At 38.9% G+C, this 25,973-nt stretch carries 24 protein-coding genes and 1 riboswitch; of the genes, 12 read left to right on the forward strand and 12 right to left on the reverse strand.

Translation table 11 applies throughout. The features are described 5' to 3' along the window. Nucleotides 1–298 precede the first annotated feature (298 nt). Together uvrB and GWI59_RS10780 are read left to right on the forward strand one after the other, a co-directional pair. The gene (uvrB, locus tag GWI59_RS10775) at nt 299–2,308 is read left to right on the forward strand and encodes an excinuclease ABC subunit UvrB (RefSeq protein ID WP_109847482.1); all 2,010 of its coding nucleotides are present in this window, start codon (nt 299–301) and stop codon (nt 2,306–2,308) included. Nucleotides 2,309–2,495: 187 nt separating this feature from the next. Next, a complete protein-coding gene (locus GWI59_RS10780) occupies nt 2,496–3,446 on the forward strand; it encodes a DUF1266 domain-containing protein (protein ID WP_072062892.1) in 951 nt (316 codons plus the stop codon). A gap of 104 nt (nt 3,447–3,550) precedes the next feature. On the opposite strand, the gene yvcK is transcribed toward GWI59_RS10780, so the two are convergent. Next, nucleotides 3,551–4,489, reverse strand: a complete 939-nt coding sequence (gene yvcK / locus GWI59_RS10785) for a uridine diphosphate-N-acetylglucosamine-binding protein YvcK (RefSeq protein WP_072062891.1) — start codon at nt 4,487–4,489, stop codon at nt 3,551–3,553. A 279-nt stretch (nt 4,490–4,768) separates the two neighbouring features. Beyond that, nucleotides 4,769–4,911, forward strand: a riboswitch (molybdenum cofactor riboswitch). Here yvcK and moaA point away from each other — a divergent pair. The 5 genes from moaA (at nt 4,901) to GWI59_RS10810 (ending at nt 8,010) form a co-directional block, all read left to right on the forward strand. Beyond that, nucleotides 4,901–5,881, forward strand: a complete 981-nt coding sequence (gene moaA, locus GWI59_RS10790) for a GTP 3',8-cyclase MoaA (protein ID WP_072062890.1) — start codon at nt 4,901–4,903, stop codon at nt 5,879–5,881. (Overlaps the previous riboswitch by 11 nt.) Nucleotides 5,882–5,920: 39 nt before the next feature. Beyond that, on the forward strand, nt 5,921–6,400 hold the full coding sequence (moaC, locus tag GWI59_RS10795; protein WP_072062889.1) for a cyclic pyranopterin monophosphate synthase MoaC: 480 nt from the start codon (nt 5,921–5,923) through the stop codon (nt 6,398–6,400). Beyond that, complete coding sequence (gene moaD / locus GWI59_RS10800) at nt 6,397–6,642, forward strand: molybdopterin synthase sulfur carrier subunit (protein WP_109400705.1); 246 nt, start codon at nt 6,397–6,399, stop codon at nt 6,640–6,642. The genes moaC and moaD overlap by 4 nt, the downstream gene beginning before the upstream one ends. A 1-nt stretch (nt 6,643) precedes the next feature. Then, nucleotides 6,644–7,105: a molybdopterin synthase catalytic subunit MoaE gene (moaE, locus tag GWI59_RS10805; RefSeq protein WP_006537587.1), complete on the forward strand. Its 462-nt coding sequence runs from the start codon at nt 6,644–6,646 to the stop codon at nt 7,103–7,105. A 194-nt stretch (nt 7,106–7,299) separates the two neighbouring features. Next, a complete protein-coding gene (locus GWI59_RS10810) occupies nt 7,300–8,010 on the forward strand; it encodes a Bax inhibitor-1/YccA family protein (protein ID WP_006537586.1) in 711 nt (236 codons plus the stop codon). Nucleotides 8,011–8,122: 112 nt separating this feature from the next. Here GWI59_RS10810 and GWI59_RS10815 read toward each other — a convergent pair whose 3' ends face one another. Genes GWI59_RS10815 through cecR form a run of 5 tightly spaced genes read right to left on the reverse strand, consistent with a single transcriptional unit; the run spans nt 8,123 to nt 13,868 of the window. Beyond that, nucleotides 8,123–9,232 carry an ABC transporter permease gene (locus tag GWI59_RS10815; RefSeq protein ID WP_072062886.1) on the reverse strand — a complete coding sequence of 370 codons (1,110 nt, stop codon included), beginning with the start codon at nt 9,230–9,232 and terminating at the stop codon, nt 8,123–8,125. Between the two features lie 12 nt (nt 9,233–9,244). Continuing rightward, a complete protein-coding gene (locus tag GWI59_RS10820; protein WP_072062885.1) occupies nt 9,245–10,396 on the reverse strand; it encodes an ABC transporter permease in 1,152 nt (383 codons plus the stop codon). After that, nucleotides 10,389–12,158: an ATP-binding cassette domain-containing protein gene (locus GWI59_RS10825; RefSeq protein WP_115065184.1), complete on the reverse strand. Its 1,770-nt coding sequence runs from the start codon at nt 12,156–12,158 to the stop codon at nt 10,389–10,391. Before GWI59_RS10825 ends, GWI59_RS10820 begins: the two co-directional genes overlap by 8 nt. Nucleotides 12,159–12,171: 13 nt before the next feature. Next, the gene (gene hlyD, locus GWI59_RS10830) at nt 12,172–13,158 is read right to left on the reverse strand and encodes a secretion protein HlyD (protein ID WP_109400707.1); all 987 of its coding nucleotides are present in this window, start codon (nt 13,156–13,158) and stop codon (nt 12,172–12,174) included. A gap of 11 nt (nt 13,159–13,169) precedes the next feature. Continuing rightward, nucleotides 13,170–13,868, reverse strand: a complete 699-nt coding sequence (cecR, locus tag GWI59_RS10835; RefSeq protein ID WP_006537579.1) for a transcriptional regulator CecR — start codon at nt 13,866–13,868, stop codon at nt 13,170–13,172. Nucleotides 13,869–14,239: 371 nt separating this feature from the next. Between cecR and rhlE the strand changes: the two genes are divergently transcribed. From rhlE to GWI59_RS10850, 3 genes are all read left to right on the forward strand, one after another. Further along, a complete protein-coding gene (gene rhlE, locus GWI59_RS10840; RefSeq protein ID WP_115065185.1) occupies nt 14,240–15,667 on the forward strand; it encodes an ATP-dependent RNA helicase RhlE in 1,428 nt (475 codons plus the stop codon). A gap of 9 nt (nt 15,668–15,676) precedes the next feature. After that, on the forward strand, nt 15,677–16,609 hold the full coding sequence (gene dusC / locus GWI59_RS10845) for a tRNA dihydrouridine(16) synthase DusC (protein WP_109847486.1): 933 nt from the start codon (nt 15,677–15,679) through the stop codon (nt 16,607–16,609). Between the two features lie 201 nt (nt 16,610–16,810). Then, entirely contained in the window at nt 16,811–17,059 is a 249-nt protein-coding gene (locus GWI59_RS10850; protein ID WP_072062879.1) for a GlsB/YeaQ/YmgE family stress response membrane protein, read from the forward strand. A gap of 75 nt (nt 17,060–17,134) precedes the next feature. Here the strand turns inward: GWI59_RS10850 and sseA are convergent, their stop codons facing one another. From sseA to metC, 4 genes are all read right to left on the reverse strand, one after another. Then, entirely contained in the window at nt 17,135–17,977 is an 843-nt protein-coding gene (sseA, locus tag GWI59_RS10855; RefSeq protein WP_006537573.1) for a 3-mercaptopyruvate sulfurtransferase, read from the reverse strand. A 13-nt stretch (nt 17,978–17,990) separates the two neighbouring features. Further along, nucleotides 17,991–18,176 (reverse strand): hypothetical protein, encoded by a 186-nt coding sequence (locus GWI59_RS10860; protein ID WP_036912140.1) that lies wholly within the window; start codon nt 18,174–18,176, stop codon nt 17,991–17,993. 265 nt (nt 18,177–18,441) lie between these two features. Continuing rightward, a complete protein-coding gene (gene dcuC, locus GWI59_RS10865; RefSeq protein WP_072062877.1) occupies nt 18,442–19,809 on the reverse strand; it encodes a C4-dicarboxylate transporter DcuC in 1,368 nt (455 codons plus the stop codon). 34 nt (nt 19,810–19,843) lie between these two features. Further along, nucleotides 19,844–21,019: a cystathionine beta-lyase gene (gene metC, locus GWI59_RS10870; protein ID WP_161707271.1), complete on the reverse strand. Its 1,176-nt coding sequence runs from the start codon at nt 21,017–21,019 to the stop codon at nt 19,844–19,846. A 403-nt stretch (nt 21,020–21,422) separates the two neighbouring features. Between metC and purB the strand changes: the two genes are divergently transcribed. Beyond that, nucleotides 21,423–22,790 (forward strand): adenylosuccinate lyase, encoded by a 1,368-nt coding sequence (gene purB / locus GWI59_RS10875; RefSeq protein WP_161724624.1) that lies wholly within the window; start codon nt 21,423–21,425, stop codon nt 22,788–22,790. Nucleotides 22,791–22,872: 82 nt separating this feature from the next. Next, nucleotides 22,873–24,261 (forward strand): MmgE/PrpD family protein, encoded by a 1,389-nt coding sequence (locus GWI59_RS10880; protein WP_161724627.1) that lies wholly within the window; start codon nt 22,873–22,875, stop codon nt 24,259–24,261. Nucleotides 24,262–24,322: 61 nt separating this feature from the next. Here the strand turns inward: GWI59_RS10880 and fabZ are convergent, their stop codons facing one another. Continuing rightward, nucleotides 24,323–24,748: a 3-hydroxyacyl-ACP dehydratase FabZ gene (gene fabZ, locus GWI59_RS10885; RefSeq protein WP_006537564.1), complete on the reverse strand. Its 426-nt coding sequence runs from the start codon at nt 24,746–24,748 to the stop codon at nt 24,323–24,325. 210 nt (nt 24,749–24,958) lie between these two features. Beyond that, on the reverse strand, nt 24,959–25,867 hold the full coding sequence (locus tag GWI59_RS10890) for a LysR family transcriptional regulator (protein WP_072062873.1): 909 nt from the start codon (nt 25,865–25,867) through the stop codon (nt 24,959–24,961). Between the last annotated feature and the right edge of the window lie 106 nt (nt 25,868–25,973).

Below are 25,973 nucleotides of genomic sequence, written 5' to 3' on the forward strand. Positions count from 1 at the left end.
TTACCATTATAAAAATACGCTGAATAGAGAGAATACAAGGCATTGCTAAAGATTGGTGTTATTCTCAACTTTTATTTTTAATTCTTATATATCAATTAATTAAATAAAATCAATAGAGGAAGTGGTGTTGGTGTGTCTCTTGGAATAATTCACAAAAAAGGGGTTGCCTTTTTGAAAAAAATTCAGTTCCAAAACTGGGGATAACTTATGCTAATTATTCAGACAAATTTTGTGAGATAGAGATTGAAGCTGGATTTTTATCCAGTATCATAAGGAGTGTCAGCGAGGAGATAAAAATATGAGCAAAGATTTCAAACTGCATTCTGAATTTAAACCGGGTGGTGATCAACCTGCCGCTATTGCCTCACTCTGTGAAGGGTTAGATGATGGTCTTGCTCATCAAACCCTTTTAGGGGTAACAGGTTCAGGTAAAACCTTTACGATTGCCAATGTAATTGCCAATCTCAATCGTCCGACTATGGTGTTGGCGCCGAATAAAACATTGGCAGCACAGCTTTATAGTGAAATGAAAGAATTCTTTCCTGAAAATGCAGTGGAATACTTTGTTTCTTATTACGATTATTATCAGCCAGAAGCGTATGTGCCAAGCTCAGACACTTTTATTGAAAAAGATGCTTCTGTTAACGAACATATTGAACAAATGCGTCTATCTGCGACTAAAGCTTTGCTAGAACGTAAAGATGTTATTGTCGTATCATCGGTTTCTGCTATCTACGGTTTAGGTGATCCTGATAGTTATTTAAAAATGATGCTTCATCTGACTAACGGCATGATAATCGACCAACGTGCCATTTTACGCCGCCTTGCTGATTTACAATATACTCGCAATGATCAAGCCTTCCAGCGAGGTACATTTCGCGTACGTGGTGAAGTGATTGATATCTTTCCAGCTGAATCTGATGATTATGCATTACGTGTTGAGCTATTTGATGAAGAGGTCGAACGCCTTTCACTGTTTGACCCTTTAACAGGGCAAATTCACTATAATGTGCCTCGTTTTACTGTTTACCCTAAAACGCACTATGTCACTCCCCGCGAGCGTATTCTTGAAGCGATGGAAGAAATCAAAAAAGAACTTGCAGACAGACGCAAAGTGCTTTTAGCGAATGATAAACTCGTTGAAGAACAACGCGTGACACAGCGTACTCAATTTGATCTCGAAATGATGAATGAATTGGGATATTGCTCAGGTATCGAAAACTATTCACGCTATTTATCAGGTAGAGGGCCTGGTGAGCCACCTCCAACCCTGTTTGATTACCTTCCTGCTGACGGTCTATTAGTGATTGATGAATCACACGTTACCATTCCACAAATTGGCGGAATGTACAAAGGCGATCGCTCGCGTAAAGAAACCTTAGTTGAATATGGCTTCCGTTTACCTTCCGCGCTTGATAACCGTCCGTTACGTTTTGAAGAGTTTGAGGCGTTAGCACCACAAACGATTTATGTTTCAGCAACACCGGGTAAATATGAACTTGAAAAATCGGGTAATGAAATTATCGAACAAGTTGTAAGACCAACAGGCTTACTTGATCCGATTGTTGAAGTGCGACCGGTTGCCACACAAGTTGATGATTTACTTTCTGAAATTCGTATTCGTGCAGCAAAAAATGAACGTGTATTGGTTACAACACTAACAAAACGAATGGCTGAAGACTTAACAGAATATCTTGAAGAGCATGGCGAACGAGTTCGCTATTTACACTCTGACATTGATACTGTTGAACGTGTCGAAATTATTCGTGATTTGCGTCTAGGTGAGTTTGATGTATTAGTGGGTATCAACTTACTTCGAGAAGGTTTAGATATGCCTGAGGTCTCTTTAGTAGCGATTTTAGATGCTGATAAAGAGGGTTTCTTACGTTCAGAACGTTCATTGATTCAGACAATTGGTCGTGCGGCTCGTAACCTTGAAGGTAAAGCAATTTTATATGGCGATAAAATTACCGATTCAATGGCAAAAGCGATAAGCGAAACTGAGCGTCGTCGCGAGAAACAGCAACAATTTAATCTTGAGCATGGTATTGTCCCTAAAGGATTAAATAAAAAAGTGGGTGATATTCTTAAGATTGGTCAACCTACGCAAGGGCGCAATAAGAAAGGGCATAAAGCAACAGATATTCATGAAAATTATCCGTTGTTATCAACGGCTGAATTGGAAAAAGAGATCCAACGTTTAGAAGCTGAAATGTACCAATATGCAAAAGATCTTGAATTTGAGAAAGCAGCGAGTACGCGTGATAAGTTGCAAGCATTACGTGCTCAATTTATTGCTAACTCTTAATTAACGAAATTAAATTCACAAACCGATAAAGGGATATCCTTATTTTACAGGGATTATCCCTTTTTATCTTCTATCTTCCATTTTTTGCCTAGTTTGATATTCCCTTAATGGCGTTCAACTGTTTAAATACCACAACAAACAAAGCGTCAATTATTTACAAAGATAAAAAAGATATTAAGGACAGTGAATGAGTGGTTATGTTTATGCAGGGTTTCCTAGCTCTGCTGGGGTAATTCTTGGAGTTATTCTTCTTATTATACTTTTTAAATGGCTACGCAAATTTACTGTACAAGATAGTGAGTTGCAAAAATCATCAACATCAGGGCAAGAGCCCATTTTATCTGAAGCAGAAAATACATCAGCTCAGTTATTACCTCATGAATGGGGTTTATATGTTGCAGCACCTTATGCCGCAATGAATGAGTGGGCATATAACGAATATGCTCGAGGTAAAGATGATGGTGGATTATCAGCAGGTTGGGGAATTAACGACCGTTGGGATTTAGTGTATCAACTATTTTGGTTGCTCACTCAAGGCCACACCAATGATTTTTATCAGCTACGTGATCAAATTTTGAATGGCAAAGAAGACGATGTTCAGTCATTAAAAAATGACATTTTACTTTCTGAGTTAACTGAACATGATAAAAATGAGCGTTTATGGCAAATCGATATGATGAGCACTAATCGCATGAACATCCAAAATGTGAAATACCTTATTTGGGATCTCTGCCGTTTTAACAAACTTTGTCTAGAAGGTTGCCAACAAGGTTATATTACTCAACAAGAAGCTCAAACCTGGTCATTAATGAGCGCATCAATGTTGCGTCGGATCTATGATGGTTGGGAAGATATGTGGAGAAACTTTATTGCTGCTCGTTGGTTTTGGGCAAGTGGCGATCAAGATTGGGTTTCTTCACATCAAGCTTTTACGGATGTGATACAAAATATTCTGAATGCAGAAGATACGTTGGCAACAGAAGAAAACTGGATAATGGATTTACCGCCATTGGATTTAACATCTTTCTCTCGTACTGTGGCTGGTCTCGGTCTGATGAAAAATGATGTACCAATGACACTTGACGAAATTGAAGAAGTGATTAGCCAGCGTATTACATTAAAGCAGCTTAATAGCTAATAATACGTTGAAAACCAATAGTGATATTGTGTTTTTACCAACCAAAAACCGCACTTGCTGTTTATTGCAGATGCGGTTTTTTTATGGAAGCAAGGTAATAAATACTATTTAATCGCTTGAGGTGATGAATTACGTTGCCCTAATTGCTGTAATGTTAACTCAATAGCTTTGCTTAATAGATGGCGGTCGTGACGATAAGGAATATCTTTAGCTTCCAATTGGGTCTGTACAATTAATCGACCTTTCATCGATTCATATTGTGTTTCAGGGCTAATGATCACGGCATCTATTGTTTGTAAACCAATATAATTTTCCATCATAGCGATTTTATCAGACATCGTCATACTGGCAGCCGCGGGGCTTAGCTCTTTGCCTAAATTACCAATATAAATCGTTGTTGCACTACTACGGCGTAATGCTTGTGCAAGCTCTGGCAATAATAACAAAGGCATTAAACTGGTAAAAAAACTACCGGGGCCGATTAAGATAAGATCTGCTTGATCAATGGCTTCAATGGCTTCTCTCGTCGTGGGTACTTTAGGATAAAGATCAAGTTTTTGTGGGATCTTAGGCAAAATATCAACGTTAACTTCACCATAAATCTCATTACCTTGATCATCTATTGCCATTAGATCAACGGCTTGTTCAGACATAGGAATAAGATGTGCATTGACTCTTAATAAGCCACGAATAAGATTAATTGCTTCTAAAGGCCGAACACTTAAGTTATCTAACGCTTTTAGCATTAAATTTCCTAAATTGTGCCCAGCCAGTTCACCTGTACCAGAAAAACGGTATTCAAACATGGCAGAAGCCACCGAAGGCTCAGTAATTAACTGATTAATGCAATTGCGCATATCACCCCACGCAATGCCACCTTCTTCTTGACGAATACGGCCAGTAGAACCGCCATTGTCTGTTGTTGTAACAATACCAGTAAGGCGAGAGCCTAAGTAGGAGAGTGCTGAAAGCACACGTCCAAGGCCATGACCACCACCAAGGGCAACAACACGATCTAAATCACTTAGCGTGCGATTTCGCATATTTGTTCTACTCATCTTTAAAAATTTGCCGCTAATTTATCACAATTAAATTTTAAGCCTATGATCACGACGTGATTTCATCACATTCCTAGTTTTATTTCACTTTTGATAGCCTAATATTTAACCAATGAAAGTGTTTTTATTTATGTTATTAGCGTGACTAAAGTGTTGTAAGTCGTTGTATTATAAATTATATAGCGAAAACATTATTCGCTTTTTGCATAATTAGCAGGTAGAATCCACAATAAATATATAGGTATTAGAAACCTGTGAAAAACAGGTAAAGATAAACTCCTAGCCTTTACGTCTAAGTCGTGTATTGACAAGATATGATGTTCTGGCCGTGACGAAGCAAGTCACCAGGGTGCAAGGTAGAAATGTCTGCATCTCCCGATTTGGAAAGGTGTTATTATGCAACAACTCGTTGATGCGTTTTCCCGCAAGTTTTTCTATCTACGTCTTTCAATTACAGACGTGTGCAATTTCCGTTGTACTTATTGCCTGCCTAATGGTTATAAGCCTAATGGACACAAATCATTTCTTTCATTAGATGAAATCAGTAGACTCACGCAATCTTTTGCTGCATTAGGAACAGAAAAAATCCGCTTAACCGGTGGTGAACCGACAATGCGCCGCGATTTTACTGATATTATCGCGACAATCAAAGATAATGCTGCAATTAAAAAAATTGCAGTAACAACAAATGGTTATCGTTTGTCACGAGATGTTGCACAATGGCGTGACGCGGGTTTAAGTGCAATTAATGTGAGTGTTGATAGCCTCGATCCTCGTCAATTCCATGCTATTACTGGGCAAGATAAATTTAATCAAGTAATGGAAGGTATTGATGCAGCATTTACTGCGGGGTTCGAAAAAGTCAAAGTTAACGTTGTGTTGATGCGCAATGTGAATGATAAAAACCTCCCTGATTTTCTTAATTGGATCAAAGACAGACCTATTCAGCTGCGCTTTATTGAATTAATGGAAACCGGTGACGGGAGTGATATTTTCAACCGCTTTCATTTGTCTGGTGAAGTTATTCGTCAGCGCTTACTCAATGAAGGTTGGTTACAAATTCCTCGCGCCCGTAGTGACGGGCCTGCTCAAGTATTTACCCATCCTGATTATCAAGGTGAAATTGGTCTGATCATGCCTTATGAGAAAGACTTTTGCCTAACCTGTAACCGTTTACGTGTTTCGGCTATTGGTAATCTCCATCTTTGTCTATTTGGTGAAAATGGCATTCCTTTACGCGACTTACTTGCTGATGATAGTCAACAACAAGCATTACAACAGCGTATTCAGGGCGGGCTTCTTCATAAACGAGAAACTCATTTTCTTCATCAAGGCGATAGCGGTATGACACCGAATTTATCTGTTATTGGTGGATAGTTTTTCGCTCTGTTATTTCGTTAATTTCAGGAGTTGTGCATGTCTCAACTAACTCATATTAATGCTGCCGGTGAAGCTCACATGGTGGATGTTAGCGCTAAAGCTGAAACAGTGCGAGAAGCGCGTGCTGAAGCTTTTGTTGAAATGTCAGCAGAAACATTAAGCATGATCACCGAAGGTAAACACCATAAAGGTGATGTATTTGCGACCGCAAGAATTGCAGGTATTCAAGCAGCAAAAAGAACATGGGAATTAATCCCATTATGTCACCCGCTGTTATTAACTAAAGTCGAAGTGCGTTTAGAAGCACTCACTGAATCTAATCGTGTACGCATTGAATCTGTTTGTCGTTTAACCGGTAAAACAGGGGTTGAGATGGAAGCATTGACTGCGGCATCGGTAGCGGCGTTAACGATTTATGATATGTGTAAAGCCGTTCAAAAAGATATGGTGATAGGGCCTGTACGTTTATTAGAAAAAACAGGTGGTAAATCAGGCCACTTTAAGGTGGAAGCATGATTAAAGTTCTCTTTTTTGCGCAAGTCCGTGAGTTAGTGGGTGTTGATTCTCTCGAATTAGATTGTGAATACCACACAGTAGACGATTTACGTAAAGTATTAATCAACAAAGGTGAACGATGGTCACTTGCGTTAGAAGATGGCAAGTTACTCTCAGCGGTAAATCAATCTTTTGTTCAAGGTTCTCACGTTATTAATGATGGTGATGAAATCGCCTTTTTCCCACCTGTTACAGGAGGATAAGATGAGCGCATCAACTCGTATTTCAGTACAAACCGAAAACTTTAGTGTTGGTGATGAATACCAATGGCTTTCTGAGTGCGACAGTGATGGCGCTGTTGTGACCTTTACAGGGAAAGTGCGTAATCACAATTTAGGGGATGAAGTCAGTACGCTCACGCTTGAACATTACCCAGGTATGACTGAAAAGGCGCTTAATGACATTGTTAATGAAGCGCGAGGTCGTTGGCCTTTACAACGAGTTAGTGTTATTCACCGAGTGGGTACATTGAATATCGGTGAAGAAATAGTGTTTGTGGGTGTCACTAGTTCCCATCGTAATAGCGCGTTTGAATCTGCTGAATTTATTATGGATTTTTTAAAAACACGTGCGCCTTTTTGGAAAAAAGAAGGGCTCTCTGAAAATAATGATAGATGGGTTGAAGCACGCCAAAGTGATTATGATTCAGCCGAGCGTTGGGAATAAACCACTACGCTGAATTAAACGCTACATAACTTTACTTCAATTTATTTTATGATGACATTTCATACAGTTTATTTTATGGAAATGTAAAGTCAGTGTGATAAAATTAAATCCTAATGAGTCCATAATGGACTCTTTACTGAAATAAACGTTATCGTTAAACCTAACGTTATCACTATGATTAAAGGGTAATCATCATGGATCGATTTTCACGTTCAAATGATTCAATCGTACAGCGCACAGGTTCTGGCCTACAAACCTTTATGGCTCAGGTTTATGGTTGGATGACTGTCGGCCTGTTATTAACTGCGTTTGTTGCATTATACGTTGCATCAAGCGAAGCATTATTATCAATGATTTTCTCAAGCAAGATCGTCTTTTTTGGTTTGATCATTGCTCAATTAGGATTAGTTTTCGTGTTATCAGGTATGGTTCATAAAATGAGTGGTGCAATGGCAACCTCATTATTTATGCTCTATTCCGTGCTAACCGGTGTCACTATCTCAAGCGTATTACTGGTTTATACCGCATCTTCGATTGCGAGCACCTTCTTTATTTGTGCGGCAATGTTTGGTGCATTAAGTATTTACGGTTACACCACTAAACGTAGCTTAACGGGTATGGGTAGCTTCCTGTTTATGGGGCTTATCGGTATCATTATTGCTTCTATCGTGAATATCTTTATGCAAAGCTCAATGATGAGCATGGTTATCTCTTACGCTGGTGTGTTAATTTTCGCAGGTTTAACTGCTTATGACACACAAAAACTAAAAGATATGGGTAATGAGATTAACCAAGAAGATAAAGAAAATATGCGCCGTTACTCAATCATGGGTGCATTAACGCTTTATTTAGATTTCATCAACTTGTTCTTAATGTTACTGCGTATTTTAGGCGACCGTCGTTAATTTTAACGATATGACGTTGATAGACGCTGTTTAACAACAGTATAAAAAATAAATCCCATAACTTTATAAGTTGTGGGATTTTTTTGTATTGAATAATTTAATTGTTATTGTTTTAAGCAATCTTTCTTCGGAAAAGATAATAAGCAATGCTACCCGTTCCTACTGCAATCACTAATAAAGGCCATAAGCTGTGCCATATTACGGTGATATCTGCATTTTTAAGGTAAATCTGTTTTGTGATATCGGTGAAATGACGAATAGGGTTTATCCATGTGGCATGTTGTAGCCAAACGGGCATGTTTTCTACGGGAGAAATATAACCGGATAATAAAACTGCAGGCATCATAAACACAAATACACCAATAAAAGCCTGTTGTTGTGTCGAACTTAAGGCCGATATTAACAAACCAAACCCTACCAGCGATAAGCCATAAATCAGCATGGTAAAGTAAAATAGAACCAGTGAGCCAGAAAACGGAATTTGATAACCAAATATCCCAATAATTAATACGATGGTACCTTGAACGGCAGCGACAACCATTGCAGGAATCGCCTTACCGATAAAAATTTGCCATGTTGATAGAGGTGAAACTAATAGTTGATCTAAAGTGCCTTGTTCACGTTCTCTAGCAACGGAAAGTGAAGTGACTATCATCACGCCAATGGTAATAATCAACGCTACTAACGAAGGTACAATAAACCATTTGTAGTTTAAATTAGGGTTATACCAATTGCGAACAACAAGTTCTGTTTTATTCAGCAAAGAAGGTGTATTACCTGCTAATTCAGCTTGATAGTTTTGAACGATTTGCTGTACATAATTAGCAGCGATTTGCGCACTATTTGAATTTCGACCATCTAGGATTAATTGCAATTTGGTAGGAGCACGGCTTTCTAAATCAGCACTAAAATTCTGTGGAAAACGAACTAATAAAAGCGCTTTGCGATTATCAATCGTTTCTTTTATTTCATGTTCGTTTTTAAGCAAAAGAGTTTGAGAAAATGCACTTGCTTTGGCGATACGTTGGGTTAACTCAATAGATTGTTTTCCATTATCCTCATCAAAAATTGCAATAGAGGCATTGGTAACATCTAACGTCGCTGCAAAAGGGAATAAGATCATCTGAAAGATCACGGGTACTATTAAAATAATACGCGTTTGAGGCTCTTGTAATAATGACTGTAGCTCTTTCATTATCAAGGTGAGAAGTCGATAAAACATAAAGTTCTCCCTTTAATCTAATCGACGACGTGTTGCTAACGCCGTTAATCCAATAAAAAATATCGCCGATACAATTAATAGCCACATATCTAGCATCAATATCAATGGAATATCGCCAGCTAAAAATAGCGTTTGTAAACTACTCACAAAATAACGCGCAGGAATAAAATAGGTCACCACTTGAATAAAGATGGGCATACTATCAATTTCAAACACAAAGCCTGATAACATAATTGCGGGCAAAAATGCAGCGTTTAACGAAATCATTGCCGCATTAAATTGATTACGCGTTAGCGTGGAAATAAGCAATCCCATGCCTAAAGCGGTAGCTAAAAAGAGCGAGGTGATCCCACCTAAAATCCACAACGATCCTCGATAAGGTACGCCAAGCACAAATACGGTGACTACCATACACAAGATCATGACAAAACTGCCTAACACTTGGTAAGGAATAAGTTTTGAAAGTAAGAGTTCTGTGCGAGTGATTTGGGTGGAAAGTAGCGCTTCCATAGTACCACGTTCCCATTCACGAGCTATTACTAACGAAGTGAGAATTGCGCCGACAACGGTAATAATAATAGTAACCGCTCCTGGAATAATATAGTGCTGACTTATCGCCGCAGGATTAAACCAATAGCGAGGCTCTATTTCAATTAATGGTGTAGTATCAATACCCTTACTAATGGCTTGTTGCTGCAACCAAATTTGCCAAACGCCTTTGGTATAAGCCTGAACAAAGTTTGCAGTATTGGGCTCACTGCCATCGGTGATCACTTGAATAGGGGCTGTAGTATCTTGACGGGCAAGTAATTCAGCAAAATTAACAGGAATAACCACAATGCCACGAATTTGCCCCGCTTGCATTTTATCGATTAATAATTGTCGATTATCACTAATAGTTGCATTGATATACGGTGAGTTTGTGAAGGTGTAAACAAGCTCTTGTGCGGGTTGGCTTTGTTGATTAGTTAAAATACCAATATTTAATTTGCTTGAGTCTAAATTAATGCCATATCCAAAAATAAATAGCAAAGTGAGCGGGATAACAATAGCAATTAGGGCACTACTGGGATCACGGGTGATCTGCTTTGTTTCTTTTAAACACAGTGCGTATAAACGTCGCCAAGAAAAGCGAGCATGAGATGATTGAGCTGAATTATGCATGTTTTTCGCTCCCTTTATCATTTTCACTTTCAAGTTTTTTATCGTAATCCAGCACTAAACCAATAAAGGCATCCTCCATTGAAGGAGTTGGATTATCATCACTGGCAACCATTTTTTTGAGAGAATCTGGCTCACCAGCCGCAATGATTTTTCCGCGATAAACCAAACCAATACGATCACAATACTCGGCTTCGTCCATAAAGTGAGTGGTAACCATCACGGTCACTCCTTTATCAACCATGCCATTAATATGTAGCCAAAATTCTCTTCGTGTTAATGGATCAACGCCTGATGTTGGTTCATCTAAAAAGAGAATATCAGGCTCATGCATTAATGAGCACGCAAGGGCAAGGCGCTGTTTATAACCTAAAGGTAAGGTTTCAGTGATTTGATTTACCATTGGCTGTAAACCAAAAGCAGTTATCATATCGTTGATTTTATCGCGTTGCTGTTTGCCATGTAAGCCATAAACACCAGAGAAGAATTTCAAGTTTTGTCCCACTTTAAGGTTGCCATAAAGTGAGAATTTTTGTGCCATATAACCTAAATGTTGACGCGCTTTACCTGAGCTTTCTTTTAAGTCCATACCTAGCACAAGGGCTTTACCGCTGGTAGGGACTAATAAACCACACATCATTTTAAAGGTTGTCGATTTACCTGCACCGTTAGGGCCCAATAAACCGAAAATTTCACCACGTTTAACTTGAAAATCGACATGATCGGTTGCTGCAAATTGCCCAAACATTTTGGTTAACTGTTGCGCTTCAATCACAGTCTCATTAGGTGAAGGAGGGATCTGAGGCATAATTTCAGCTAATTCAGATTTATGAGAAGGTCCACCTCCTAATAAATCGATAAAAGCATCTTCAAAGCGAGGAGTAGCAGGAATAAGCTTCGCATCAGGTTTACCCAAAGCGTTCAGTAATTCAGATTGATTACTCTGTTTTTTCAGGATCAAACGAACAGATTGTCCTTGAATAACACCATCAGTTACTTGAGGTTGAATAATAGCTTGTTGTAATACTTTTCTTCGCTGATGGCCTTCAACATCAAGCAGAAAAGAACGACCTGCCATTTTTGCTGTTAAGTCTTGTGGAATACCACTATAAAGTAACTCTCCTTTGTTAAGCAAAAGAATGTTTTTACATTGCTCTGCTTCATCAAGATAAGAGGTGCTCCATAGTATCAACATGCCATCGCTGGCCAAAGCATGCACCATTTGCCAAAGTTCACGGCGTGCAATGGGATCGACCCCAACACCGGGCTCATCAAGCAGTAAAACTTTAGGACTACCTAATAAAGTACAAGCAAGCCCCAATTTCTGTTTCATTCCGCCTGAAAGATTGCCTGCAAGGCGAGAGGTAAAGCGAGTGAGATCGGTAAAAGAGAGCAACTGTTGGTAAACTTTTTTACGCTCTTCACCGATGACATTTTTTAAATCAGCATAAAGATTAAGGTTTTCTAATACTGTTAAATCTTCATAGAGCCCAAATTTTTGTGGCATATAGCCAAGAATAGCTCTGACATCGACACTCTGTTTTTGCGGATCCATGCCTAAAATACGAATATCACCGGCATCTGGTTTTAATAGCCCAGCAAGCATCCGAATTAAGGTTGTTTTACCTGCACCATCGGGGCCAACTAATCCCGTCACAGAGCCACCTGTGATGGTGGCTGTTAATGACGAAACTGCAGGGTTTTCCATCCCTATAAAGCGTTTCTCAACACCTTGAAGTTCGATAGTGTAATCAGTGTGTTCCATTTTTCCCTCACATTTAATGAGAGGAGGCAAATTTTAAGGTGACAGGCATACCTTGGCGCAATTCGTCATCGGCATCTGTTACAACCACTCTGAGGCGATAAACTAAATCCGTTCTTAATTCAGGTGTTTCCACACTTTTTGGCGTAAATTCGGCTGTTGGGGAAACAAATCCAATCGTACCATGGTATGGCTTATCCTTACGTCCATCGGTGTAGAGATAAACTTCTCGATTGGGAATAGCTTCGTTTAAATGTGTTTCACTGATATAAGCTCTGACCCAAACAGGGTTAGTTAATGACACCGTAAATACAGGGCTTCCAGCAGATAATATTGTGCCTGGCTCCACAGCTCGAGTTAACACAGTACCTTGTGATGGAGAGATTAATTGCGTGTCTTGGAGATTTAATTCTGCTTGTGCGACGGCGGCTTTAGCTTGCATAACTTGTCCTTTCGCCGCATCAATATCTTCTTTTCGATAACCATTTTGATATTGATTTAATTTATCTTGGGCTGCTTTTAAGGCTGCGGCTGCTTGATTGCGATTATTTCTTGCGCTATCTAACTCATTGGCTGAAATGACTTTTCGGTTAGCCAAATCTTGCTGGCGTTTATAAAAGTTGTTGGCATATTGCCAAGCTGCTTGTTTTAATGACACATCAGATTGGGCTTGTGCAATTTCTTCACTGCGATAACCGGCTTCCATTAACGCTAATGCAGCAATAGCACTATCACGCTCACCATAAGCTTTATTTAGTGCATTACGATAGGGGGCATCATCAAGTTTTCCTAACAATTGCCCTTGTTTGACTGGGGCACCTTCATCAACGAGTAATGTGTCTAATCTTCCAGCAACACGAAAACTAAGATTGACTGTACGTATATCGACATTGCCATAGAGTACTAATTCAGACTCTTTGTTTTCTTCATAATAATAGATACCTGCAATAATACCGATAATAATCATTAAGATAATAAACAAACTGACTTTTTTAGTTTTCATAATAACTCTATTTATGCGTGATGTGGGTTAGTGTAAATCTCTCTTAATCCGTTGAGTAATAAAGTAATATGAGTTTTTAAGGTATTCGAGATAATTTGATATTCATTTTTACCTATTCTATCCCATCCTGTTTGTCTAAGAATGGTTTCTCTTACTAAACGAAATGATAGCACTTCGCCTAAAATAGCGTGAGTATGTAACATCGTTGTGGGTAGTGTAGCATCTAAACCAATATAGAGAGCTAATAGTTTGTTTACACGCGTTAAAAGCGGCGATAATGCTTGTTGGTGGATCAAAGAGTATGCTTCTGTGGGAACAAGCTGTTCTCTTGCCATGATACGACTAAGATGAATATTTTCTTTATCAAGCACAAGACGAGCATATTGTAGAAAACTATCTGTGATAAGCGTTTGCAGTAATGGCAAATGTTCTGTTGGGTTAGGTCGTTCAAGAAATTCGTCAAGAATGACCACTGTCGGTTCAAAATCAAGGCGAATAAGATCAGCAATATGTTGTGCAACGGCGAGATATAACCCTTCTTTAGAACCAAAATAATAAGCGATAGCGGCAATATTTTGTTGAGCAGCTTGTGCAATTTGGCGTGTGGTGGCTGCATCGGGGCCATTTTTACCAAAGATCTCACATGCCGCTTCCAATAATTGTCGTTTTGCTAGTTCACCACGTGTCGTCTTCTGATGGGTTTCTGACATAATCGAAGATACCTTACTTAAGTAAAATGTAACAAAACCAATGATATTAAAAACAGCGATAACAAGGCGTATTATATTAGATGATATTGAACAATAGGGAAAATTTGTAATAAATAATCGAATAAAAGTGATTTGTAATAAAAAATACTATCTATTATTGAAAATTATTTTTGTATTCTGAATATAGCAAAAACTGTTAAAATAGGGGTTATTAGGTTAACCTAGCAAGGTTCATTCTCTTTTATCACTGTCTATACCTAGAAATGATAGTACCTATAGAGTAATAATATTTATAGATTGACAGTATGAAAGCCCGTCATTTTTAATTTCAATCACCGTGTTATACGTTTTGGTTGTAGGAGACTACTGTTTTGACCGATTTTACATCGCTTGGTTTAAGTGAGGCGCTTCTCCGCGCTATTGATGAACAAGGGTATAAAACCCCAACCCCTATTCAACAACAGGCGATTGAGCCGATTTTGGCAGGTAAAGACGTATTAGCCAGTGCACAAACAGGCACAGGTAAAACAGCAGCTTTTACATTACCAATATTGGAAAAGTTATCTCAATCAGCTACAAAAACTAAAGGTCGCCAACCCGTTAAAGCGCTGATCTTGACACCAACACGTGAGCTTGCCGCTCAAATTGCTGAAAACGTAAAAGCGTATAGCCGTTATATTCCTATTCGTTCACTTGTGGTTTTCGGTGGTGTGAGTATTAACCCACAAATGATGAAATTGCGTGGTGGCGTTGATGTATTGATCGCAACGCCTGGGCGTTTACTCGACCTTGAACATCAAAATGCAGTTGATCTTTCTCGTGTTGAAGTCTTAGTGCTTGATGAAGCTGATCGTATGTTAGATATGGGCTTTATTCATGATATTCGCCGTGTGATCAATAAATTACCGAAAAAACGTCAAAATTTATTGTTCTCTGCGACATTTTCTAAAGAGATCACAGGACTTGCCAACTCGTTGTTAAATAATCCTGTGAGTATTTCCGTTGCACCAAAAAATTCAGCAGCTGAATCTGTTGATCAATATGTCCATTTAGTGGATAAAAAACGTAAAACAGAGTTGTTATCACATTTAATTGGCTTAGAAAACTGGCCACAAGTGCTTATTTTTACACGTACAAAGCACGGTGCTAATAAGCTTGCTGAACATTTAAATGCTGATGGTATCAAATCAGCGGCTATTCATGGCAATAAAAGCCAAGGTGCGAGAACTCGTGCTTTAGCTGACTTTAAAGACGGTAAATTAAAAGCGCTGGTGGCAACTGATATTGCCGCTCGTGGCCTTGATATTGACCAACTGCCTTATGTCGTCAATTTTGAATTACCGCAAGTTGCAGAAGATTATGTTCACCGTATTGGTAGAACAGGTCGTGCTGCTGCAACAGGTAAAGCTATTTCATTGGTTTGTGTTGATGAACATGGATTATTAGCTGATATCGAGCGTCTATTAAAACGTGAAATTCCTCGTTTAGCCTTAGAAGGTTACGATCCTGATCCTTCAATTAAAGCGGCTCCATTGCATAAGAAGCCAAAAAATAATGCACCACGTAGAAGTGGCGGTGGTCATGGGCGTGCAGATATTCGTGGCAAAGATAATCGTAATAATGCTCGTAAAGAGAATGATAGCGAAGGCAGTAAAGACGGTGGTCGTTATAAAAGCAAAGAAAACTACCGTAATAAAGATGGCTCTCGTACTGGTAAATTAGGGTCTCGTCGTTCACGTAAAAGTGATGAAGGTAGTAATAATCAAAGCCCTTGGTCAAAAGCTAGAAAAGAGTTTTGAGGTTAAAAAGTGCGAGTTCTATTAGCGCCAATGGAGGGGGTTTTAGACCCCCTTGTGAGAGAGTTACTCACTTCGATTAACGATTACGATCTCTGTATTACAGAGTTTGTGCGTGTTGTTGATTCATTATTACCAACAAAAGCTTTTTATCGCTTATGTCCTGAACTACATACAGAAAGTCGCACTAAAAGTGGAACACTGGTGCGGGTGCAATTATTAGGGCAACATCCACAATGGTTGGCTGAAAATGCCTTTAGGGCGGTATCATTAGGCTCTTGGGGGGTTGATTTAAACTGTGGTTGCCCTTCAAAAACAGTCAATGGTAGTGGTGGTGGTGCTTCTCTTCTAAAACAGCCAGAAACGATTTATCAAGCAACAAAAGCAATGCGTGACGCAGTGCCTTCAGCGTTACCTGTCTCTGTTAAAGTAAGACTTGGTTGGGATTCTTCTGCGTATAGTCATGAAATTGCTGATGCCGTAGCACAAGGTGGTGCTACGGAAATCACGATACATGGCAGGACAAAAGAAGATGGCTATAATGCTGAAAAAATTAATTGGCAAGCCATTGGTGATATTCGTCAAAGACTCTCAATACCTGTGATTGCCAATGGTGAAATTTGGAACCGTGAAGACGCACTCGCCTGTTTAGCGACAACGGGTTGTGATGCGATAATGATTGGTCGTGGCGCCATGAACACGCCTAATTTAAGCCGTGTTGTAAAGGGGATTGAAGCAAGAATGCCTTGGCAAGAGGTGATTGAATTATTAAAGCGCTATGTTCGTTTAGAAAAGCGTGGCGATACAACAATTTATCATGCATCACGGATTAAACAGTGGTTTAGCTATTTACGCAAAGAGTATCCCGAGGCCGATGAGTTATTTCGGCAAATTAGAACATTAAAAACGTCGCCAGAAATTGCGCTCGCCATAGAGGCGCTGTAGTTTAAAAATAATCTTATTCGATAATAATAGCGCTCATTAATCAGCGCTATTTTTTTGTTCGTTAAGCAATAATCTCTCTATTTATCTTAAATATGATGTTACTTATCTCTAACAATTGGAAAAAATAACTATTTCGACTTACACTCAATAGGTGACATTTTTAGGTATGTTGTCTATATCATGACTATTTTAGGGGGAAATATGGGAATTCTTTCTTGGATTATTTTTGGTTTGATTGCGGGTATTCTGGCGAAATTCTTAATGCCTGGCTCTTATGATATTGGTCTGATATGGACTTGTATTTTAGGTATTGTGGGGGCGGTTGTTGGTGGCGCAATTAGTAGCTTCTTTGGCAAAGGCAAAGTGGATGGCTTTAACTTTGGTAGTTTTGTCGTTGCTGTGATTGGTGCCATTGTGGTGCTCTATCTTGCAAAGATATTTGCAAGTTAATATCTTCATACCAAATAGAGATTGACAACAAACCCGCGTAATGCGGGTTTACTTTTTCAGGCAAAATAGATCAAGTTAGCATTCACAAGGAAGGGCACTTTCAGCACCCCATTGTGCCCAAGAACCGTCATAAAGTGCGATAGATTGGCAACCTAATACGGTTAACGCTAAAAATAAAATTGCCGCGGTCATACCTGAACCACAAGTCACAATAATAGGTTGTGATAAATCAATACCAGATTGTTCAAAAATTTGCTTTAGCTCAGCATTGCTTTTCAATTGCCCATTAACAACGAGTTCATTCCAAGGCACATTTTTACTACCCGGGATATGTCCACTACGCAAACCAGGACGGGGTTCAGGTGCTCTACCATAAAAACGATCAGCAGAACGTGCATCAACTACCTGTTTTTGTTTGGTCTCTAAATTATCAAGAAGTTGCTGTTTATTGGCATAACGTTGTGCATGACGTTCAACAATAAAAGGAGACAGTGCCGGCACTTTAATTGCTTCACCTTGTTCTGTTGCAAATCCAGCTTCAACCCATGCCTGTAAGCCACCAGCAAGAATACGCACATTACAACAACCTAGCGTTGTTAATGTCCACCAACCTCTAGGTGCGGAAAATAAGTTGCCTTGATCGTAAAGAATAACCGTTGTGGTATTAGAGATACCTAATTGCGTCAGCGTTTCTGAAAAGAGTGCATCAGATGGCAACATATGTGGCAATGTTGTCGTTTTATCTGCGATTTCATCGAGATCAAAAAAATGAGCATGTGGAATATGACGTTCAAGGTAAAGTGCTTGATAGTCAATCTGTTGAGTGGGCATTGGTGCGCTGACATCAAGGATCACAACATCAGCATTATGTTGATGTTCAAATAGCCATTGGGGTGTAACAAAGTAATCGTATTCCACGGTGCGACCTCATTTATTTAGCAGAAGGTGAGCTGTCTGGGATAGCTGGAAATTGCTGTGTAGGTGATGTTTCAGGTTGAGTTTGCTCTGTTTCTATTGGTGTTGTGGAGCGTGTATAGATATTTAAGCCCGCAAGGAAAACACCACCGATAGAACCAAAGGCAAGTAGCGCGATAATAACAATAATTATTTTTTTCATAATGTTCATTTGCAGATGAATGTTGCGCAAAAGTATATCGAGATATGAAGTTGAAACAAGTGCTAAGTCAGTTTAATCGACAAATGATAGTGGCTAAAAAAGAGATAAATAGTTAAATAAACAGGCTATTTATTTTTTATAAATAGCCTGAGTAAAGTTGGTGTTGGCGTTAATTATTTCAATCAAAGGTTACAGTCAATGATAAGAAAAAACCCCTTAAACTCAGGAGTAAATGAGCTTAAGGGCAAGGGGTAACGCAACTTAATTAAGAATATAAAAACCAGAATGTCATTGCTAAGTTCACAATGGCTGCGACAGCCATAGGAATAGCAGTACGTTTAACTATTTGGAAAGGTGAGACATTCGCAATACCTGCAATGGCGACAATAGCGGCAGTAATGGGTGAAACAGTACGACCAAAACTTGTCATTATTTGCATTGGTAAAATTAAAGTGACCACATCTACTTTTAAGAATGCAGCAATTTTCGGTGTTAAGGCGGCGAATGAGAAGAATGCCGCATTACCTGATCCCATTAAAAAGGCGGCTAATGCAAGAATGGCACTCATGACAATGATCATGGCGGCAATACCAAAACCTGCATCTTGAGCAGAGCTAATGAGTGTGTCGACGGCACCACTTTTTAGTAAACCATTCGCAAAGAATTCACCTGATACAATTAACGAGACCACTAATACAAATTGCTTACCCATTCCTTCAAAAAACAGCATAAAGCTATTCATTACCGCTTTTGCATCGCGTAAGCGAACATATTCAAAAAGAAGTGCAATCACAGTACTAATAATCATCGCTGTGGTGACTTCTAATTTAATATAAGGGTGTAGCAAAGGACTGAAGCCGATAATCAGAATTAAAGGGATCACGGGTAATAAGGCATAAGATAACGGGACTTTATTACCTTCTTCTTTTACGACATCAATGGTTGTTGGGTCGAAAACAAATCCTTCACGTTTATCCCACCAGCGTTGAATAAAGAAATGAGTAATCGCAACCGCAATAATAATAGGAATAGTAACGGGTAATTGGTGCTGAACAAAATAGACGGCAGGTTCAATATCCGCTGTTTTTGCTGCCATAATCACATTACCAGAACCGGGACCATGGTCGATAAACTGGCAACATCCAATTACGGCTAAAGCGGAAAGTGGACTAATACCAGAACGAATTAATATCGGATACATAGTGACCATTAACAGCATACCTAAACCTGCATGGCTAGGGATAAAGATCACCAAGATTTGAGTAACGAGAAATGAAATCACTAATAATAAGTAAGGTGATTTTATCGCTTTTAATGGCTTTTCAAAAATAGCGAATAAAGCACGGCTTGCGCCAACGTGTTCCATATAACGAGAGAAACCGGCAATTGCCATTAATGTTAAACCAAGACCCGCTAGGCGAGAACTCATAATATTCGTAAAGATTTGGAAAACATCAAAATATTTAAATTGAGTGGATTTATTTTCTGGTAATAACGGATTAAGATCTAGAGATGCTGTTAAGAGCAAGAGTAATAACCCGCCGAGTAATAATACTGGTTGAGGTTTATAACCCCGCGCCAGTAAATAAACCACCAGCACTGTTACCAGCGCGGCAATAATTAAACCTGTCATAGTGAATTCCCCGGTAATGATGCAATACTTTTTGTTATTGGTTTAATGCTGAAAAAGCTTGTGTAATATCTGCAATGAGGTCGTCAGTTGCTTCAAGGCCGATGTGTAAACGTACAAAAGGGCCATGACCTTCACGCCAATTAGATGCTGTTCTTGCGCCAACGACATTGGCGGGTAATGCAAGACTTTCAAATCCACCCCAAGATGCACCAATACCAAATAGTTCAAGCGCATCAATAAATTTCTCTGATTGTTTTGCGGTAAATTCTTGTTTAAACTCAATGGTTAATAGGCCATTACTGCCTTTGCAGTCACGTTTCCATAAATCATGACGAGGGTGATTAGGTAATTCAGGGAACCATACTTTTTCAACTTCAGGACGTGTCTCTAACCACTGTGCGATAGCCAAAGCTGATTTGCCATGAGCAGCAATACGTTGACCTAATGTTCTCATTCCGCGAAGTACCAGTGCTGCATCATCAGGGCTACTGGCTTGACCTAATGCTTCAGGTAATGCACCAATTTTTTTCCATGCTTTTTCATTCGCAACCATAATGCCCATCATCACATCAGAGTGACCGCATAAATATTTAGTTGCAGCAATAACAGAGACATCAGCGCCTAATTCCAGTGGGTTATAAAGCCACGCAGAGCCCCATGTATTATCAACACCGACAGGAATATCCCGTTCATGAGCAATTCTGCAAATTTCAGGTAAATCGAGCATTTCATAAAGTAATGAGCCGGGTGATTCGACAAAAATAAGCTGTGTATTTTGTTGAATTTTTTGCTCAAAATCTGAACCATCTGTTTTAAAGAAGCTATAAGCAATGTTATTGGGCTCAAGAAAAGCCGATGCAATTTTACGCACAGGTTCATAAACAGAATCAGCAAATAAAACATGCCCACCACTACGCGCATATCCCATAATAGTGACGGCGATAGCTGCCAATCCAGTAGGGAACAACTGAGCGCGATAGCCACCTTCTAATTCGGTTACTAAAGCTTCAAGGGCGAATGCAGTTTCGGTACCACGTGCGCCATAGCTTAAAACACGCTCTGTTGCTCGGCGATCACGCACTTCGCGCCAGCTTTTAATCGAATCAAAAACAATGGTACTGGCTCTCATGACTGGTGGATTAATAGGGCCAGAAGTTTTGATTGCTTGGCGTCCACTGTGTATTAGTTTTGTTTGTTTATTTTGTTTCATTATTAATATCTCCAAATATAGAAATAGAGTTCCCTGGTAATTAAATAAAAGGGTTAATTACTGTTTGCGCTTATTTTGTTTCTATTATTTATAACAAACTTATTTGTTTTTAAAATAGCTATTTTTTAAAAATGATGATCTTCCTCTAATTTTTTAGCATTAATTATTCTAATTAAATCTTAAATAACATTTAAGATTCAAAAGTTATAACTAATAAATAAAGAGTTATTTGTAACCATTTGAATTGATGTTATTTTTTAATTGATTAGAAAAGCTTTAAATTAGATTAAAATTATCAAAGTGTTTTTATTGAGATTATATTGCATAAATAAAATAACAATCTAACAAGTCGTTTTATTTAAAAAACGATTTTTTTATTATTCTTTTAACAGGGGAAATAATTATGGGAACCAGTGTTTTTGATTCTGTTTTATTAAAGAATTTATGGTCAACAGAAGAAATGAGAACTATTTTTTCTGATAAAACTAGAATGCAAAATTGGCTTGATTACGAAGCTGCATTAGCGATTGAGCAAGCTGAATTAGGTTTGATTCCAAAAGACGCTGCAAAAGTTATTGCAGAGACTGCGAAGCTTGAAAAACTTGATATGGATTATGTATTAGAACAAGTGCGTCTTACTCGCCATCCATTAGTGCCAACAATTCGTGGTTTAGAGCATGCTTGTCCAGAACATTATGGAGAATATGTTCACTTTGGTCCAACAACACAAGATGTAATTGATACTGGCCTTGTACTGCAACTAAAAGATGCTCATCATACTTTCTTGCGTGATATCAAAGTATTAGGTCGTGCTCTGCTTTCATTAAGCGAACAACATCGCAACACACCAATGGTTGGGCGTACATTAGCATTACAAGCTCTGCCAATTACGTTTGGACATAAAACAGCGATTTGGTTAACTGAATTAGCGCGTCATTATCAACGTCTTAAAGAGATAGAACCTCGTTTATTTGTTGGCAGTGTTGTCGGAGCGGTCGGCACAAAAGCCTCTTTAAGCGATAAGGCAGATGAATTAGAAGCTCGCGTATTAAAACGCTTAGGTTTAGCTGTACCTGAAATTTCATGGCAACCTGCGCGTGATAGATTCAGTGAATATGGCATGCTAATAGGCTTAATTAGCGGAACTTTAGGTAAAATTGCTAATGAAATCTTACTGTTAGCACATAACGAAATTGATGAATTATCTGAGCCTTTTGGTAAGGGGCAAGTGGGTTCTTCGACCATGCCACATAAACGTAATCCTGCCATTGTTGAAAATGCGGCCTGTGTGAGTAATACCCTAAAAGCGAATCTTTCTGTTTTAACGGATATGATGAAACATCAACATGAGCGTGATGGTGCAATCTGGAAAATGGAATGGAAGATCATGCCAGAACTGTGTCTGATGCTATCTGTAATCTTCGATAATATGAAAACAGTAATAGGCGGACTGAATGTGCATGTCGAGAAAATGCGCGAAAATATGGATATCCTAGGGGGCTTCATGTTGGCAGAGCGTGTGATGTTTGCATTATCTGATAAAGCGGGTAAACAAACTGCACATGAAATTGTGTATGAAGCATCAATGTCTGGGCAAGAAGAAGGTATCACCTTTGTGGAAGCGATTAATCGTGATACTCGTATTCGTGATCACATTACTCAAGAAGAGCTTGATGCGCTTTTAGATCCAACGACATATGTTGGTAATGCACCAGCCCAAGTTGATCGTGTTGTTGCACAAAACAAAGCCTCTGGCTGGCTAAATGACTAAGTGACTTAATTGTATCTAACCTTCTTATTATCCTAAAAGCCGGTGATATTGCTGGCTTTTTCTTATCTATTCCGAGGTGTTTATGACATTGAGTCAGCAGTTAGCCCAATTTATTACCACAACCCATTTTTCTGATTTACCTGCTCAAGTTGTAGAGCGCGCTAAAATTCATTTATTAGATACATTAGGTGTCGCCCTTGCTGGAAGTGTGCAACAAAGCGCTATTCAAAGTCGCCAAGGTGTAGCTTTTTTACCTGATAGTCAAGGAAATGTTCCAATCTGGGGGAGTTCGCTAACGGCAAGTACCACTGTGGCTGCATTGACAAATGGTATTGCTTCACATGCATTAGATTTTGATGATACACACACAGACTCGATTGCACATGGCAGTGCGGTATTAACGCCGATTGCTTTTGCATTGGGTGAATCTATTGGTGCATCATCACAAGATATTTTAACAGCATGGGTGATTGGCTGGGAAGTGGCAGCAAGAGTGGGCTTAGCAAGCCATAGTGGATTTCATCAGCGTGGTTTTCATGCCACAGCGATTGCTGGTATTTTTGGTGCAACAGCTTGTGCAGCCTCACTATTAAAATTAACGCCTGAACAAACTGTGAATGCATTAGGATTAACAGGAAGCCAAGCAGGAGGAGTAGCAGAATATCTTGCTAATAGCTCATCTTCTAAATGCTTTCATGCGGGATGGGCTGCGCAATCTGGTATTATCGCAGCATCATTAGCAAAAGGTGGAATGACTGGCCCTGAAACGATATTTGAAGGTCGCTATAGTCTTTATCAAACTCATGGTATTCGAGAGCAAGCACAACCCGAACAAGTCGCATTTGGATTAGGTGAAATATGGGAATTTTTAAATGTTTCTATTAAGCCTTACCCAGTGTGTCATTTTGCTCATGCCACTATTGATTGTGGCCGTAATTTGCTGAAAAAAGGGATCACGGCTGATGATATTGAAAGCGTGGAGTGCGTGGTTGATCCTGTTGCAGCCGCTTTAATTTGCGAGCCACTTGAAACAAAATGGGCGCCTAAAACAGCTTATGGGGCAAAATTTAGTTTACCGTGGCTATTTGCAGCGGGCTTTTTAGATAATGCTTTAACGCTGTCTTCATTATTTCCTGAAAACCTACAACGTGAAGATATTCAACGGTTAGCGAAAAAAGTGAGTTATCGTTATCCAGAAAAAGGCGAAATTCCATTTCCTACCTATTTCCCCGGATTAATTTTCGTGACATTAAAAAATGGCGAGAAGATCACGGAGAGATTAGATATTCAATATGGTAATCCGAAAAATCCAATAACAGATAAAGATGTGATCAGTAAGTTTTACGATAATGCCTCTTTAGTAATAGAGGATAAAAAATCGGCTCAACTCGTTGAAAAAGTATTGAATTTTGAAAAGATCACTCTTTCTGAGATAACACAATTATTGCGTAATGAAGAAGTGGCCAATTAAGTTAAGTATAATGTCAATAAGATGATGATATGAAGGATTGGTTTGAGCTACCAATCCTTTTTTATTGCCTTGCACACATAAATTCAGAGGTGCAAACTATCTTTTCCCCAATTTTCACCGTACCTGAAAAGCTAACAATAGTGCGTCGCTGCCGGCAAAATTGGATCTCAATAAGTAGCTGATCACCGGCTTTAACCACATCATAAAAGCGTGCATTTTTTATACTGGCAAAATAACATCGCTGATCTTCACTCATAGGTGAAAGGTAGTAATGTGCAAGAATGCCTGATGCTTGAGCCATGCTTTCAAGTAGTAATAACGGTGGGTAAAATTCGCCAAAAACAACAGTGTCATTGGTTGTGACATTTTTAATAGCGGTTAATTTGCCACTGGCAAGTTCAGCGGGTTTAGAAATAACCTGATCGATTAATAAGAATGGATAACGATGAGGCAATATTTCCATTATTTCACTGACGGAAATGGGCATACATTTTCTCCTCGTTATGATGATAGGATAAACTTTATTTTACAAAAAGGGTGGCTATTATTTCATTCTTATTCAATATCGTACAGTGTTAGCCTGTCTTTTGGTTGAGAAATTTGAGTTAAATAGATAACAAAGACCAGCATAGATAAAATCTAGTCTTTGTTATTGCGAACTTTCTGATGTGATATCGCAATGGTTTATTTATTTTTATTATTCTTGTTGAAGAGTAATATCAGCATGATTAATCACTTCATTTTGTTCATTTTTTAATGAATCAAACAGTATTTGTGCGGCTTTCCCTGGGCTATTGGCATTGAGATACAGGTTATAACTAATGGCTGGTAAAGCGGGTAAACCTTCCTTTTCGCCTAAAATACGCAAATCATCACCTGATAGTTCAATTGAACGCGCCATAATACCTAAGCCTGCACGTACTGCGGCTCTGGCACCTGAAAGTGTTGTAGCAACATAAGCGATTCGCCAACGAATACCTTGCTGATCAAGGTGATTAATCATCATATCGCGGTATGTGCTGGGTTCATCTAATACAACTAATGGTAGGGGATCATCAAGATCAAATCGGAAGTGTTTTCCGCAATACCATAAAGAGGGGGAAACGCGTAATACAATTTTGGGATAACCTACATGTTCTTCGGTGGAAATGGCTAAATCAAGTTCGTTATTTTCTAACATAGACATTAAAAACGGACTACGTTTCACAATAATTTCCATGATTAAGCGAGGATAGGCTCCAGAAAAACGCGCGAGGAGATCAGGTAAAATCGTGTTTGCCGTATCATCAGGAGAGCCAATTTTTAAGATCCCATCAATTTCTTCATGCATCAATGAAAGACACGCTTCATCATTCAGACGCAAAATACGGCGAGCATAATTAAGTAGTTGTGTACCGGCTTCTGTCAGTGTTTTATTTCGACCTTGGCGAGCAAACAGCTCTTTGCCTATCAGAGATTCTAGCCGTTGCATTTGTTGGCTTACCGCAGATTGTGTACGACAAACAGATTCCGCCGCTGCAGCAAAGGTATTACCATCGACAACAGCAACAAAGGTTCGAAGTAAATCAAGTTCTAAGTTAAAAATAGGGCGCTTTGCAGAGGTCATTATAGGAGTCTCTTAACTGATGTTGTGTTTAGTAAAAACAATAAATCATATTTTTATAAGACTATTTTAGATGTTACATAATGAATACTCATACTATGAATAGTTG

Origin of the sequence: Proteus sp. G2673, assembly GCF_009915125.1 — a bacterium.
Lineage (GTDB): Bacteria > Pseudomonadota > Gammaproteobacteria > Enterobacterales > Enterobacteriaceae > Proteus > Proteus penneri.